General features: G+C 72.2%; 14 protein-coding genes. 8 read left to right on the forward strand and 6 right to left on the reverse strand.

Annotation, left to right across the window (positions count from 1 at the left end):
• Positions 1–13: 13 nt before the first annotated feature.
• Genes DFJ66_RS39875 through DFJ66_RS39885 form a run of 3 tightly spaced genes read left to right on the forward strand, consistent with a single transcriptional unit; the run spans position 14 to position 3,313 of the window.
• Positions 14–1,669: an MDR family MFS transporter gene (locus DFJ66_RS39875; RefSeq protein WP_121232416.1), complete on the forward strand. Its 1,656-nt coding sequence runs from the start codon at positions 14–16 to the stop codon at positions 1,667–1,669.
• Positions 1,666–2,577 carry an NADP-dependent oxidoreductase gene (locus tag DFJ66_RS39880; RefSeq protein WP_121229686.1) on the forward strand — a complete coding sequence of 304 codons (912 nt, stop codon included), beginning with the start codon at positions 1,666–1,668 and terminating at the stop codon, positions 2,575–2,577. Before DFJ66_RS39875 ends, DFJ66_RS39880 begins: the two co-directional genes overlap by 4 nt.
• A 34-nt stretch (positions 2,578–2,611) precedes the next feature.
• Positions 2,612–3,313, forward strand: a complete 702-nt coding sequence (locus DFJ66_RS39885) for a mycothiol-dependent nitroreductase Rv2466c family protein (RefSeq protein ID WP_121229688.1) — start codon at positions 2,612–2,614, stop codon at positions 3,311–3,313.
• Positions 3,314–3,349: 36 nt separating this feature from the next.
• Here the strand turns inward: DFJ66_RS39885 and DFJ66_RS39890 are convergent, their stop codons facing one another.
• From DFJ66_RS39890 to DFJ66_RS39910, 5 genes are read right to left on the reverse strand one after another with little or no spacing between them, the layout of a single operon-like run.
• Positions 3,350–4,000, reverse strand: coding sequence for a hypothetical protein (locus tag DFJ66_RS39890; protein ID WP_211351472.1), 651 nt, complete (start codon positions 3,998–4,000; stop codon positions 3,350–3,352).
• A 25-nt stretch (positions 4,001–4,025) separates the two neighbouring features.
• The gene (locus DFJ66_RS39895) at positions 4,026–4,853 is read right to left on the reverse strand and encodes a class I SAM-dependent methyltransferase (protein ID WP_211351473.1); all 828 of its coding nucleotides are present in this window, start codon (positions 4,851–4,853) and stop codon (positions 4,026–4,028) included.
• Between the two features lie 36 nt (positions 4,854–4,889).
• Entirely contained in the window at positions 4,890–5,627 is a 738-nt protein-coding gene (locus tag DFJ66_RS39900) for an SDR family NAD(P)-dependent oxidoreductase (RefSeq protein ID WP_121229692.1), read from the reverse strand.
• Positions 5,624–6,919, reverse strand: coding sequence for a DUF6365 family protein (locus DFJ66_RS39905; protein ID WP_121229694.1), 1,296 nt, complete (start codon positions 6,917–6,919; stop codon positions 5,624–5,626). Before DFJ66_RS39905 ends, DFJ66_RS39900 begins: the two co-directional genes overlap by 4 nt.
• A complete protein-coding gene (locus DFJ66_RS39910) occupies positions 6,919–8,049 on the reverse strand; it encodes a glycosyltransferase (protein WP_121229696.1) in 1,131 nt (376 codons plus the stop codon). Before DFJ66_RS39910 ends, DFJ66_RS39905 begins: the two co-directional genes overlap by 1 nt.
• A gap of 149 nt (positions 8,050–8,198) precedes the next feature.
• Between DFJ66_RS39910 and DFJ66_RS39915 the strand changes: the two genes are divergently transcribed.
• The 5 genes from DFJ66_RS39915 to rfbH all read left to right on the forward strand — a co-directional run bounded on the left by DFJ66_RS39915 (position 8,199) and on the right by rfbH (position 13,253).
• On the forward strand, positions 8,199–8,777 hold the full coding sequence (locus tag DFJ66_RS39915; RefSeq protein WP_121229698.1) for an NADPH-dependent FMN reductase: 579 nt from the start codon (positions 8,199–8,201) through the stop codon (positions 8,775–8,777).
• A gap of 280 nt (positions 8,778–9,057) precedes the next feature.
• Positions 9,058–10,347, forward strand: coding sequence for an NDP-hexose 2,3-dehydratase family protein (locus DFJ66_RS39920; protein WP_121229700.1), 1,290 nt, complete (start codon positions 9,058–9,060; stop codon positions 10,345–10,347).
• On the forward strand, positions 10,344–10,841 hold the full coding sequence (locus DFJ66_RS39925; protein ID WP_121229702.1) for a flavin reductase family protein: 498 nt from the start codon (positions 10,344–10,346) through the stop codon (positions 10,839–10,841). The genes DFJ66_RS39920 and DFJ66_RS39925 overlap by 4 nt, the downstream gene beginning before the upstream one ends.
• Positions 10,838–11,959 (forward strand): Gfo/Idh/MocA family protein, encoded by a 1,122-nt coding sequence (locus tag DFJ66_RS39930; protein ID WP_246030108.1) that lies wholly within the window; start codon positions 10,838–10,840, stop codon positions 11,957–11,959. The genes DFJ66_RS39925 and DFJ66_RS39930 overlap by 4 nt, the downstream gene beginning before the upstream one ends.
• Positions 11,952–13,253 (forward strand): lipopolysaccharide biosynthesis protein RfbH, encoded by a 1,302-nt coding sequence (gene rfbH, locus DFJ66_RS39935; RefSeq protein WP_121229704.1) that lies wholly within the window; start codon positions 11,952–11,954, stop codon positions 13,251–13,253. Before DFJ66_RS39930 ends, rfbH begins: the two co-directional genes overlap by 8 nt.
• 90 nt (positions 13,254–13,343) lie before the next feature.
• Here the strand turns inward: rfbH and DFJ66_RS39940 are convergent, their stop codons facing one another.
• Positions 13,344–14,090, reverse strand: a complete 747-nt coding sequence (locus DFJ66_RS39940) for an AfsR/SARP family transcriptional regulator (protein ID WP_246030109.1) — start codon at positions 14,088–14,090, stop codon at positions 13,344–13,346.
• Between the last annotated feature and the right edge of the window lie 122 nt (positions 14,091–14,212).

Here is a 14,212-nt window from a genome sequence, read left to right on the forward strand (position 1 = left end):
GGGAGTGGGGGACATGGCGGGAACGACCGACGCGCGGCCCGAGCCGACCGGGGTCGCCGTGCGGGCCGTGCTGGTCGGCCTGCTGACCGGCGTCTTCATGTCGGCGCTGGACGGCATGATCATGGCCACCGCGCTGCGCACGGTCGCGGACTCCCTGCACGGCCTCACCGCGCAGGCCTGGGTCACGACCGCGTACCTGATGACGATGACCATCTCGGCCCCGCTGTACGGCAAGCTCTCCGACATCTTCGGCCGCAAGCGGCTCTACCTGGTCGCGATCGCGTTGTTCGTGCTCGGGTCGCTGCTGTGCGCCCTCGCGCAGGGCATCCACCAGCTCGCGGTGTGCCGCGGCGTGCAGGGCCTGGGCGCGGGCGGCCTGGCGTCGCTGGCGCTGGCCGCGATCGCCGACATGTTTCCGCCGCGGCAGCGCATCCGCTACCAGGCCAACATCGGCATCCTCTACGGCGTGGCCAGCGTCGCGGGCCCGGTGGTGGGCGGCCTGCTCGCCGGCGCGGACACGATCCTGGGCGTCCCCGGCTGGCGCTGGATCTTCCTGGTCAACCTGCCCATCGGGCTGGTCGCGCTGCTGGTCGTCGGCAGGCTCTACACCGACCGGTCCACCCGCGCCGGGCGCCGCGTCGACCACTGGGGCGCGGCCGCGCTGATCGCCTGCCTGGTGCCGCTGCTGCTGGTCGCCGAGCAGGGCCGGGAGTGGGGCTGGTCCTCGGGTCGGGCGCTGGCCGCCTACGCGGCGGGCCTCGCCGGGCTGGTGGCGTTCCTGCTGGTCGAGCGGCGCCTGGGCGACGACGCCCTGCTGCCGCCGCGGCTGTTCCGGGCCCGCGGGTTCACCCGGGTCAACGTGATCAACTTCCTCGGCGGCGTCGGCGCGTTCACCGCGACCGCGTTCATCCCGCTGTACCTCCAGGTCGTGAAGGGGATGTCGCCCACGACCGCGGGCCTGCTGCTGCTCCCGCAGTCCCTCGCGACCACCGTCGGGGCGAAGCTGTGCGGCCCGATCATGGCGCGCACCGGGCGCTACAAGGTCCTGCTGGCGCCCGGACTGGCGATCATGAGCGCGTCCTACTTCGCGCTCGCCGCGGTCGGCGTCGACACGCCGCTGTGGATCACGGCCGGGCTGGTCGTCGTGATGGGCCTCGGGTTCGGCATGTTCATGCAGACCGTGCTCACCGCGCTGCAGAACAGCGTGCCGCCGGAGAACATGGGCGTGGCCAGCGGCCTGTACGGCTTCGCCCGCCAGATCGGTGGCATCGCGGGCACCGCGGTGTTCCTGTCCCTGTTGTTCAACCTGGCCGCCGGCCGCATCGTCGCGGCGGCGTCGGCGCCGGAGGCCGCGCGGGTGCTCGCCGACTCGGCGGTGGCGGCCGATCCGGCGAACCGGGCCGTGGCCGAGGGGCTGCGCGCGGGCACGGCGGGCATCGACCTCGACGACACCTCCGGGTTGGCCGCGCTCGACCCCCGGCTCGCCCGGCCGATCCTGGAGGGCCTGTCCGGCGCGATGAGCACCGTGTTCCTGATCATCGCCTGCCTGGTCGCCGCCGCGGCGGCGTTCGCCCTGACCATCGCCGAGCACAAGCGCGACCCCGCCACCGCGCCCAGACCACCGCGCCGACGAGCGCGGAGAACACCGATCGGAGATCTTGTCGAATGAAAGCCGCAGCTTTTTCCGCGCCCGGTGGGCCCGAGGTCCTCGAACTGGTCGAGGTGGACACGCCGGAGGCGGGCCCCGGGCAGGTGCGGGTCCGGGTCAAGGCCGCCGGCGTGCAGCCGGTCGACCTCGCCGTCCGGGAGGGGTGGACCCCGCCCGGCGCGACGCTGGTGTACCCGCAGGTGATCGGCAACGAGTTCGCGGGCGTGGTCGACCAGGTCGGCGCCGACGTCACCGGCTACTCCGTGGGCGACGAGGTGCTCGGCTTCAGCACCCTGGGCGCCTACGCGGAGTACGTCGCCGTGCCGGCCGACCAGGTCACGCACAAGCCCGCGAACGTCCCCTGGGAGGTCGCCGCGGGACTGTCCGGCGCGGGTCAGGCCGCCCACACCGCCGTGGAGGTGCTCGGCGTCAAGGACGGCGAGACGTTCCTCGTGCACGCCGCCGCCGGGGCGGTCGGCACGGTCGCGGTGCAGCTGGCCCGGATGATCGGCGCGACCGTGATCGGCACCGCGAGCGAGGCCAACCACGACTACCTGCGCTCGCTGGGCGCCATCCCCGTGACCTACGGCGAGGGACTGGTGGAACGCGTCCGCGCGCTCGCCCCGGACGGCGTCGACGTGAGCCTGGACGCCGCGGGCGCGGACGGCCTGCGCGCGGCGGTGGAACTGGTGGCCGACAAGGACCGCGTCGGCACGATGGTCGCGTTCGAGATCTACCAGGAGCTCGGCGTGCGCTGGCTGGGCAGCAAGCGCTCCCCCGAGCGGCTGGCCACGCTGGCCCGGCTCGTCGACGAGGGCGCGCTCAAGATCCAGGTCCGCCGGACCTACCCGCTGGAGCAGGCCGCCGACGCGCACCGCGAGGTGGGCACCGGCCACGGCCGCGGCAAGGTCGTGCTGTCGATCGGCTGAGCGGTCCTCGCAGGACCGGGGGAGGGGCGTGGGGATGACCGGCGGCACGCGTGACCGGGTCGACTTCTGGTTCGACCCGCTGTGCGGGTGGACGTGGCTGGCCGCCCGCTGGCTGGTCGAGGCGGCGGCCGTCCGCCCGCTGGAGATCACCTGGCACCCGATGGGCCTGTCCGTGCTCAACGGGGGCCTCGAGGAGGTGCCCGCCGAGCGGCAGCGGCTGCACGAGCCCGCCAAGCGGCTCGCGCGGGTGGCCGCGGCGGTCCGCGAGCGGTGCGGCCCGGAGGTCGTCGGGCCGTTCTACACCGCGCTGGGCAGCCGGCTCCACGAGCCGGGCGGTCTGTTCGGGCCGATGCGCACCGCGTCGGACGAGGAGCTGACCGACGTGCGGCTGGCCCTGCTCGACCGGGTGGGCCCGGTGGTCGACGCCGCGCTCGCCGAGGTCGGCCTGCCCGCCGATCTGGTCACCGCCAAGGACGAGCCGGAGTGGGACGACTGGCTGCGCGCCTCGCACGAGCGGGTGCCCGCCGGGCGTTACCGGCGGCGGGTGGTCGGCGCGCCGACCCTCTCGCTCAACGGCGGTCCCGCCGTGTGGGGCCCGGTCGTGGCCGAGGTGGTGCGCGGCGAGCGGGCGGTGCGGCTGTGGGACGCGTTCCGGGTGCTCGTCGCCGAGGAGGCGTTCTTCGAGCTGAAGCGGGCCGTCGTGCGGCCGTCCCTGCGGGAGTTCCCCCAGGGGTGACCTCGGGGCCGCGCACCCGCGTCCCCGAGGCCACGACTACCTGACGGTGGTGGCGGTGAACCCGACCGGCTGCGCCGGGTCCGGGTAGCACTGCACCGGGCCCCACTCGGTCTCGCCGACCAGCAGGCGGGTGAAGGCGAAGCCCGGCTGCTCGAAGCCCGTCCCGCCCGGCGCGGTCGTCACCGTGCCGGCGCGGGAGGCGCTGAACACGAACGTCACCTTCGGCATGTCGTAGACCGTGCCGCCCGCGATCGGGCCGGGCGCGGTCACCACGAACTGGTCACCGGTGATCTGCACCTGCGGCGCGGCAGGCCCCAGACCGCTCGCCCCGGACAGCGCGTAGCCCAACAAGACCGCGTTGGACGGGAGTTTGTACGCGACCACGACGTCCTTGATGGTCTTCATGTACTCGGCGTTCGTCGTGGACGGCGCCGGGTCGACCGAGACCAGGAACACCTGTCCCGCTTTGACCTCGACCGGCGCCACGGTGTCGTAGTTGCGCTTGTGGCCGTTGAGCGGGATCCACCCGCCGTTCTCGGTGGTGCGGCACAGGTACGGCACGGTCACCGTCGTCGCGGTCGTGGCGTGCGGGCCGCCGTCGGCGTCCGCGCTCGCGCTCGGCGCGAACAGCGTGGTGGCGACCAGCGCCGTCACGACGGCGGTCGCCCGTGTCTTCGTGGGGTTCACCGGGTCTGTCCTCTCGGATCGGTTGTCACTTCTTGCGCAGCACCTTGATCACGTAACCCATGTAGTCGCGCTCCAGGACCGCGACCTTGCTCAACATCGCCCGGAACTCCTCGGCGAACTCCCGGCCGCCCTTCTCGGCGATCAGGTCGTAGTTGTCGGCGAGGATCTGCGGGATGCGGGCCGCCGACTTGTGCAGGTGGGGTGTCGCGTCCTCGCTGCGGACGGACGTGAAGCCCGCTGCCGACAGGAGGTCGTCGTACTGTTCGGACGTCGGCAACGAGTCCACGGTGAACCCCTCCGCCAGCGCCTCCCGCTGCTCGTCGGTCAGGTCGAGCAGCTCGGTGTAGTCGCTGAGCACGAAGGTGCCGCCGGGGGCCAGCACCCGGTGGATCTCCTTGAGCGCGGTCAACCGGTCCGGCAGGTACATCAGCACCTCCACCGCCCACACGGCGTCGAAGGAGCCGTCCGGGTAGGGCAGCCGGTTGGCGTCGGCGACCTCGAACTTCGCCCGGTCGCCCACGCCCGCCTCGGCGGCCAGCCGGTTCGCGGTGCGGATCTGCTCCTCGCTGACGTTGATCCCGAGCACGTCGGCGTCGGTGCGCTGGACGAACCGGATCGCGGGCCGGCCGAAGCCGCAGCCGACGTCGAGCAGCCGTTGCCCCGCCTGGAGACCGACCGCCTCGATCAGCACGTCGGTGTGCCGCTCCTTCGGGTCGGTGTCGGGGTCCACGTCGTCGAAGTAGCCGATGTGCAGGTTGAAACCGTTGATGGAGAACAGCCAGCTCCGGTCGTCGAAGTACTCGCCGACCTGCTCCGCGGTCATGGACTTGCCCTGGGTCATCTCAACGCTCATTCCGGTCGTGGGTAACGGGTTGTGCGGTGCGGGCCGTCACCAGCGGAGCCCGCCGTCGACCGCCAGCACGTGGCCGTTGACGTAGTCCGCGTCGGCGGAGGCCAGGTAGACCGCGGCCGCCGCCACCTGCTCGGCGGTGCCCATCCGCCCGGCCGCGAGCTTGGTCCGGTACTGCGACCACACCGCCTCGTTCGCGGCCAGCTGCCTGCCCATGCCCACGTCGATGAAGCCGGGGGACAGGCAGTTGACGCTGATCCCCTTCGGGGCCAGCTCGATCGCGGCGACCTTGGTGAGCATCTCGACCGCGGCCTTGGACGCGCAGTAGGCCGAGGCGCCGGGCACCGCCCTGGCGCCCAGCGCGGAGGACATCGTGATGATCCGGCCGCCGCCGCCGCGTTCCAGCACGGGGACCGCGGCCTGGAGGCAGTGCAGCAGACCCGTGACGTTGGTGTCGAACACCTCGGTCCACGCCTCCAGGGCGAGCGCGGCGATCGGCCCCGGCCTGCTCACCCCGGCGTTGGCCACCACGACGTCCACCGCGCCGAAGTGCCCGGCGGCGAAGTCGAACAGCTCGCGCACGGACTCCTGGTGGCGCACGTCGACGGGGTGGAACACGACGTCGCCGCCGCTGCTGTCGACCAGTTCCTTCGCGGCGACCTCGTCGCGGCCCGCGCACACGACCCGGGCGCCCTCCGCCAGGAACCCCCTGGTGACGGCCGCGCCCAGTTCCTTCGCGCCACCGGTGACGACGGCGACCTTGCCGGCGAGCTTCACGTTGTGCCTCCTGTGACTGGTTCGGGATCGGCGATGCCCAGTTCCCGCGTGGCGGCCAGGAACACCTCCGGCGTGGGCGGCAGCGCGTCGATCAGGTCCCGGTACCGGGCGCGGGCCGCCGCGAGCCGATCGCGCGTGCCCGGGTCGTGGAGCAGGTCGTGCAGCCCGCCGACGACCGCGGCCTCGTCGAAGAGCTCGACGCGCTCGACCGCGTCGCCGAACGGGTTGTCCACCATCAGCGGCGCGAGCACCGAGTTCCAGCGCAGCGGCCACATGTGGAACGAGGGCACCGCGCCGGGGTAGTCGGCCAGCCACCGCGCGACGGTGGGGGACAGGCCGCCGAACGCCTCCGCCAGCCGGTCGGCGTCGGCCGGCCCGGCCACGTCGAACCCGTTGACCGACAGCATCCCCGGCACGTCGGCGAACACCGCCCGCTCCAGCGCGAACGACGGCAGGTGGAACGACCACACCGCGTCCGACGTGCCCACCAGTTCGTCGTACTCGCGCGCGCCGTAGGCCGGGCGCAGGTGCACCCGGTCCGGCGGCAGGCCTTCGACGCCCGCGAACACGGGGCCGGTGAGCAGGAAGTGGGTGTCCGCCGGCAGCCGGCGCAGGTAGCGCACGACCAGCTCGGGCACCCTGGCGGCCAGTTCGCGGGTGGCGGGACCCGCGTGCAGCCGCATCGACTCCTGCCAGGGCAGGGTCGGCACCATCAGCAGCCGGTCGCGCTCGCCCAGCCCGAGCGACCGGCGGACCTCCGCGCGCCGCGCCGCCGTCAGCGGCTCCGTCGAGCGCGTGACGCGGTAGGGCCGCCCGAGGCGTCCGGGCACGGCGGTCGGGCGGCTCATCGGCACCGGCTGGAGGTGGCGGCCCATGCCCAGGATCCGGTCGCTGACCTGGACGGTCCGGCCCAGGACCTCGACCTCGCGGGTGGTGTTCTCCAGGTCGTAGAGGTCGATCGGGATGACCGGCAGGTCGAACTCGTCGATGAACCACGGGTCGACGGAGTAGCCGACGTCGAAGGTCATCCAGTGCCCGAGGTAGTCGGCCAGCACGATCGCGTCCGGCCGGAAGTCGTGGACCGCGCCGCGGACCACGTCGCGCACGGCCGGGCCCATCGACGGGTCGAGCAGCGTGTGCGGCAGGTCGGCGGCCTTGAGCTGCTCCTCGTTGAACAGGTCGACCACGAAGTGGCTGCGGATCCCCGCACCGGCGAGCTGCGCGGCCAGGTCGACGCCGATCGTGGTCTCGTGCAGCGTCTTGCGCAGCGCCGAGAGGAAGAGCAGTCGCATCAGCGGGCCGCCACCTCTTCCAGCGCGCCCACGACCTGGGCGGGCGTGGGCAGCGCCGCCATCTCGGCGGCCAGTTCCCGCGCCCGCTCCCGGTACGACGGCGTTTCGAGGACCTCCCGCAGCGCCTGCGCGATGTTCTCCGCGGTGTCCTCCTCGGGGTCGACGATCTTCGCCGCCCCGTACTCGGCGAGCCGGGTGCTGTAGTCCACGACGTAGGGCAGGTACGGGATGAGGACCTGCGGCACCCCGTGCGCCATGTTGCCCAGCACGGTGTTGCCGCCCGCGTGGTGCATCACCAGGTCGCACGTCGGGGCCAGCACGTCCAGCGGCAGCCAGCCCGCGCGGACGTTGTCCGGCAGCGGCCGCAGCTTCTCGGCCACGTCCTCCGGCGCCCCGATCAGCAGTTCCACGTCGAGCTGGGACACCTTGGCCACCAGGCCGCTGAGCGTGTCGAAGTCCCGGTCGGGGGTGACCCGGCTGCCCGCCGAGACCAGCAGGCGCGGCCGGTCGCCCTTGGTGTACATCCACGGTTCGAGCACCCTCGACGTCGTGTACGGCACGTACCGCATGAGCTGGGCGGGCGGCGCGTCGGCGACCCGCAGGCTCGGCGGGGTGGTGTCGACCCACAGGTCGGCCCGGGGCATGTCGTAGAGGCCGAGCCGCTCCAGCTCCGGCCCCAGCTCGGCCGCCGCGGACAGGTCGATCATCCGCGGTTCGCCCATGTCCACGGCGTGCTTGACGTAGGGCACCCCGGCGTGCGCGGCGACCAGGGGAGCCGCGAACGCGAGCGCGCCGCCCACCACGAGGTCCGGCCGCCAGCGGTCGGCCAGCTCCAGCAGCCCGTCGAAGCAGCCCGCCGCGAACCGGCCGAAGCAGCGGCCGTTGAACAGGTACCGCTCGTGCAGGTCCTTCGGGATCTGCTGGAAATCGCCCTTGCGGTCGACGTAGGTGTCCATCATGGACAGCTCGCTCACCGACACGGCGGGCAGGCCGGCCGCCGTGATCGTGTGCATGACGTCGTACGGCCCGGCCAGGAACACCTGGTGGCCCGCGTTGCGCGCCGCCTGGGCGAGCGGGATCAACGAGAAGATGACGCCGGAGCTGCCGCCTACGACGAAGAGGATCCTCATGCGCAGCATCGTCGGCGGCGTGTTTGGTGCGGCGCTCGACGCGCCCTCGAGAACGCTTCGGCACCGACGGGTTTGACCTCAACTTTGGTTGAGCTCCTACCGTCGGTTCGCGGGCCCGCACGCCGGTGCGGCCAGACGAGAGGACACCCATGTCGAGTCAACCCCTCCGCACGGCCGTGATCATCGGCAGCACCCGGGCGGGCCGCTTCGCGCCGACCGTCTCCCGCTGGTTCGTCGGCCAGGCCGCCGCCCGGGACGACATGACGATCGACGTCGTCGACCTCGCCGAGGCCAGGCTCCCGGAGACGCTGGGCGCGGCCGGCGTGACGGTCCCCGAGGTGGCGGCCGTCACCGCGCGGTTAGCCGCCGCGGACGCGTTCGTCGTGGTGACCCCGGAGTACAACCACAGCTACCCGGCGGCGCTCAAGAGCGCCATCGACTGGCACTACGCGGAGTGGCGGGCCAAGCCGGTCGGCTTCGTCTCCTACGGCGGCCAGGCGGGCGGCCTGCGGGCGGTGGAGCACCTGCGCCAGGTGTTCGCCGAACTGCACGCGGTCACGATTCGCGACACGGTCAGCTTCCACGGCGCGTGGAACCAGTTCGACGACGAGGGCGAGCCCGTCGACCCCGACAGCTGCAACGCGGCGGCCAAGGTGCTGCTGGACCAGCTCGCCTGGTGGGCGCTGGCGCTGTCCGAGGCCCGCGCCAAGCGCCCCTACCAAGCCTGACACCACCACGATCCCCGCCACCGCGGGAATCACCACCGCAGGACTCGCACCGCCGGGCCCGACGCCCACCACCGCCACCGGGCGGGCGCACTCCGCGTCCGCCCGGTTCGGCGTGCGCCGGGCCGGTCCGCCGTTCGCGGCGGGTCCAGTCGTCCTTGAGCGGGAACCCGACGGCGTCTCAAGGGGATCGCGCGAACCTGGTGCCCGTCTGACGACGGGTGGCCGAGGACCGCCGGTCCGCCGCGCGCACCGCTGTCCTCGCACCCAGGGGAGGAGAGCCGTGTTCCGCGAACTGTCGGAGTTCCACGACTGGTTGGCACAGCGCAGGGCCGCGAACACCTACGAGGTGTCCGTCGTGCCGCTCGATCAGCTCGACGGGTGGGGCTTCGACCCCGACTCGGGCAACATCAGGCACCGCACCGGCCGGTTCTTCTCGGTCGAGGGCATCGACGTCACCACCGATCACCGCGAGACCGCGTCGTGGACGCAGCCCATCATCCTCCAGCCGGAGATCGGCATCCTGGGCATCCTGGTCAAGGAGTTCGACGGCGTCCCGCACTGCCTGATGCAGGCGAAGATGGAGCCGGGCAACATCAACACGCTCCAGCTCTCACCGACCGTCCAGGCCACCCGGAGCAACTACACCCGCGTGCACCAGGGCAACCCCGTGCCCTACCTGGAGCACTTCGTCGCACCGAGGAGCGGGCGCGTGGTGTTCGACGCCCTGCAATCCGAGCAGGGCTCGTGGTTCCTGAACAAGCGCAACCGCAACATGATCATCGAGGTGGACGGCGACGTCCCCGTGCTGGACGACTTCTGCTGGCTCAGCGCCGACCAGCTCAAAGAACTCGTGCACGTCGAGAACCTGGTGAACATGGACTCCCGGACCGTGCTGTCCGGGATGTCGTTCCTCGCGCCCTCCGGCGGCGACGGCGACGCGTTGCACACCACCGAGGAACTGCTGAGCTGGTTCACCGAGGCCAAGGCGCGCTACCAGCTCGACCGCCGCGTCATCAAGCTCTCGGAGGTCAAGAACTGGGTGACCTCCGCCGAGCGGATCTCCCACGAGCTGGGCCGGTTCTTCGAGGTCGTCGGCGTGGACGTGCGGGCGACCAACCGCGAGGTCGGGCAGTGGTCGCAGCCGATGTTCGCGCCCACCTGCCGCGGGGTCATCGCGTTCATCAGCAAGCGCATCCGCGGCACCACCCACCTGCTGGTGCACGCCCGGACCGAACCGGGCACCGGCGACGTGGTGGAGATGTCGTCGACCATCAACTGCTCGCCGGAGAACTACCGGGAGTTCCCCGCCGACCGCCGGCCGCGGTTCCTGGACTACGTGCTGTCCGCGCCGCCCGAGCGGGTGCTGGTCGACGTCGTGCACTCGGAGGAGGGCGGGCGGTTCTACCACGCGGAGAACAGCTACCGGCTCGTCGAGGCGGACGACGACTTCCCGGTGGAGGTGCCGGAGGACTACGCCTGGATGACGGTCGACCAGTTGACGAACTTCGTGCGCTACGGCAACCACGTCAACGTCGGCGCCCGTTCCCTGCTCACCTGCATCGCCCGGTGAACCGGCGGGAGGGCTTGTCGGTGAACGGCTTCAAGGCGGCGCTGGCGCGCTTCCCCAGCGGGGTCACCATCGTCACGACGCGGGCGGCCGACGGCACGCCGCACGGGTTCACCGCCAGCGCGTTCTGCTCGGTGTCGCTGGACCCGCCGCTGGTCTGCGTGTGCGTGGCGCACTCGGCCCGCTGCCACCCGGTGTTCGCCCAGCGCGACGAGTTCGCGGTCAACTTCCTGCGCCCCGAGCACGCCGACCTGGCGATGAGGTTCGCGAGCAAGGAGGAGGACAAGTTCGCGGGCGGCCCGTTCCGGCACGACGACCCGCGCCTGGTGTTCGTGGAGGACGCGCTGGCGTCCCTGGAGTGCGTGGTGCACAGCAGGTACGAGGTGGGCGACCACACCATGCTGGTGGGCGAGGTCCGGCGGGCCGAGGTCGCGCCGGGCGAACCGCTCGTGTTCTACAACCGGGCGTTCCACCGCGTCGCGGAGCCCGGGTCGTGACCGGGCACCCGCTGCGGCTCGGGCCGCTGGGCGGCACCGACGTCGTGACCGGGCACCCGCTGCGGCTCGGGCCGCTGGGCGGCGCCGACGTCGTGACCGGGCGTCCGCTCCGGCTCGGGCTGCTGGGCTGCGCCGACGTCGCCACCCGGCGCGTGCTGCCCGCCGTGGCCGCGGTGCCGGGGATCGAGCTCGCGGTGGTGGCCAGCCGGAGCGAGGCCAAGGCGCGGGCCGTGGCGGACGCCTTCGGCGGCGAGCCGGTGCGCGGGTACCAGCGGTTGCTCGACCGCGCGGACGTCGACGCCGTCTACGTCCCGCTCCCGTCGGGCCTGCACGCCGAGTGGGTCCGCCGCGCGCTGCTGGCGGGCAAGCACGTGCTGGCCGAGAAGCCGCTGACCACCGACCTGGCCACGACGGTCGAGCTGGTGGAGCTGGCCCGCGGCGCGGACCTGGTGCTGCGGGAGAACTTCATGTTCGTGCACCACTCGCAGCACGGTCACGTGGCGAGGCTGCTGGCCGACGGCGCGATCGGCGCACTGCGCTCGTTCGCCGCGACCTTCGCCATCCCGCCACGCCCGCCCGGCGACATCCGGCACCGGCCCGAGCTGGGCGGCGGCGCGCTGCTCGACGTCGGCGCGTACCCGTTGCGCGCGGCCCAACTGCTGCTCGGACCGGAGCTGGAGGTCGTCGGGGCCGCGCTGCGCCACGACGACGACCTGGGTGTGGACCTGGGCGGCGGCGTGCTGGTGCGGCGCGCGGACGGCGTGACCGGGCACCTCGCGTTCGGGTTGGAGCACCGCTACACGTCCCGATACGAGCTGCTCGGCAGCACCGGGCGGCTGTCGGTCGACCACGTCTTCACACCGCCCGCGACGCACCGGCCCGTCGTGGCGCTGGACCGGCAGGACGACCGGGAGGAGTTCGTGCTGCCCGCCGACGACCAGTGCGCGAACTCGGTCGCCGCCTTCGCCCGAGCCGTGCGCGAGGGGCCGGCGGTCGACGACAGCACGGTCGTCCAGGCGGGACTCGTGGAACACAGCCGCCGGGCCGCCGCGCGGCGGGCAACGGACCGGGAAGCACTCCAGGAAGCACTCCAGCCTGAGGGGACAACGCATGGATGACGACAAGGCCTACATCCTGGACCTCGTGCGCAAGTACCACCAGGACCGGGCGGCCCGGGACTTCACGCCCGGCGAGACCCAGCTGCTGTCCTCCGGCGCGACGCTCGACGACGACGACCGGGTCGCGCTGGTCGAGGCGGCGCTGGAGATGCGCATCGCGGCGGGGGTCAGCTCGCAGCGGTTCGAGCGCGAGTTCGCCAAGTTCTTCGGGCTGCGCAAGGCGCACCTGACCAACTCGGGCTCGTCGGCGAACCTGCTGGCGCTGGGCGCGCTGACCTCGCCGCTGCTGGAGGAGCACCGGCTCCGGCCGGGCGACGAGGTCGTCACGGTCGCCGCCGGGTTCCCGACGACGGTCAACCCCATCGTCAACAACGGCATGGTGCCGGTCTTCGTGGACGTCGAGCTGGGCACCTACAACACCACCCCGGAGCGGGTCGAGGCGGCGATCGGCCCGCGCACGAAGGCGATCATGATCGCGCACTCGCTGGGCAACCCCTACGCCGTCGCCGAGATGGCGCAGCTCGCCGAGGACCGGGGCCTGTTCCTCATCGAGGACAACTGCGACGCCGTCGGCACCACGTACCGGGGCAGGCTCACCGGCACGTTCGGCGACCTGGCCACGACCAGCTTCTACCCCGCCCACCACATCACCATGGGCGAGGGCGGGTGCGTGACGACCGACAACCTGGCGCTGGCCCGGATCGTGGAGTCGATGCGGGACTGGGGCCGCGACTGCTGGTGCGAGCCGGGCCAGGACAACAAGTGCCTCAAGCGGTTCGACCAGCAGTTGGGGACGCTGCCGCACGGCTACGACCACAAGTACATCTTCTCCCACGTCGGCTACAACCTGAAGTCGACCGACCTGCAAGCCGCGCTGGGGCTGAGCCAGCTGCGCCGGATCACCGAGTTCGGCGCGCTGCGGCGGCGCAACTGGGCCCGGCTGCGGGAACTGCTGGACGGGCTGCCGGGCCTGCTGATGCCGGAGCCGACGCCCGGCAGCGACCCGAGCTGGTTCGGGTTCGTGCTCACCGTGCGGCCCGACGCCGGCTTCACCCGCAAGGCGCTGGTCGACTTCCTGGAGTCGCGCCGGATCAGCACCCGCCGGTTCTTCGGGGGCAACCTGACGCGCCACCCCGCCTACACCGACGTCGAGTACCGGGTCAGCGGAACGCTGGACAACAGCGACATCATCACCGAGCAGACGTTCTGGGTCGGCGTCTACCCCAGCCTCACCCAGGAGATGGTGGACTACATCGCCGAGACGATCCGGGGATTCGTGCTCGCCAACGCGTGACGCCGGCCGGTCTTCGTCGCCGTCGGCCCGGATCCCGCTCATCGCCGAGGCGGCTGCGACGAGCGGGGTGCGCCGGGCCGACGGCGACGGTCAGCGGAGCAACCTGCTGTGCAGTTCCTGGGTTTCGGCCGACGGGTCGATGCCGAGTTCGTCGCCGAGCGTGCTGCGCAGGCTGTGGTAGACGCGCAGGGCGTCGCTGCGCCGCCCGCTGCGGTCGAGCACGCGCATGAGCTGCTGGTGGAACCACTCGTCGAGCGGGTAGACCGCGGTCATCGAGCGCAGTTCGGCGATCAGCTCGCGGTGCAGCCCCAGTTCCATGTCGGACTCGATCGCGAGTTGCAGGGTGTTGCGCCGCTGCTCCTGGAGGTCCACCACGTGCGCGGCGAGCTGGGTGCCCAGCTTGACGTTCGCCAGGGGGTTCTCGGTCCACAGCTTCAGCGCCGACCGCAGGCTCGCCGACGCCTCGGCGAACCGGCGTCGCGAGAAGTGGGCCCGGCCCTCCTCCCGCAGGTCGTGGAACCGCTGCTGGTCGAGCTGGTCGGGTCGCACGAGCAGGATGTAGCCGGGTGAGCGGGTGATCAGCATCTCGTCGCCGCTCTCGGCGAGCCGCTCCCGCTCGAACAGCCTGCGCAGCTGGTAGATGTAGGTCTGGATGGTGGTCAGCGCGCTGCGCGGCGGGTTGTCGCTCCACAGTTCCTGGATCAGCGATTCGGTCCGCACGGTCCGGTTGGCCCGCACCAGCAGCATGGCCAGCACCTGCAGCACCTTGGGCGTTCTCGGCGCGCAGCCCCGAGGGCCGTTCCAGATCTGCAGGGAGCCCAGGGTCGTGAACTTCACCGCCGACTCCCCCTGCCTCCCCGCGGTGGCGGGCGACGGCCGGCCCGATGCGTCCCCAGGTAATTCGAAACCGTCACGGTCGAATAAATCTAACGCTATCGCATCCGGAGAACTCACTTCCC

Origin of the sequence: Saccharothrix variisporea (assembly GCF_003634995.1) — a bacterium.
In the GTDB taxonomy this organism is placed as follows: Bacteria; Actinomycetota; Actinomycetes; order Mycobacteriales; family Pseudonocardiaceae; genus Actinosynnema; species Actinosynnema variisporeum.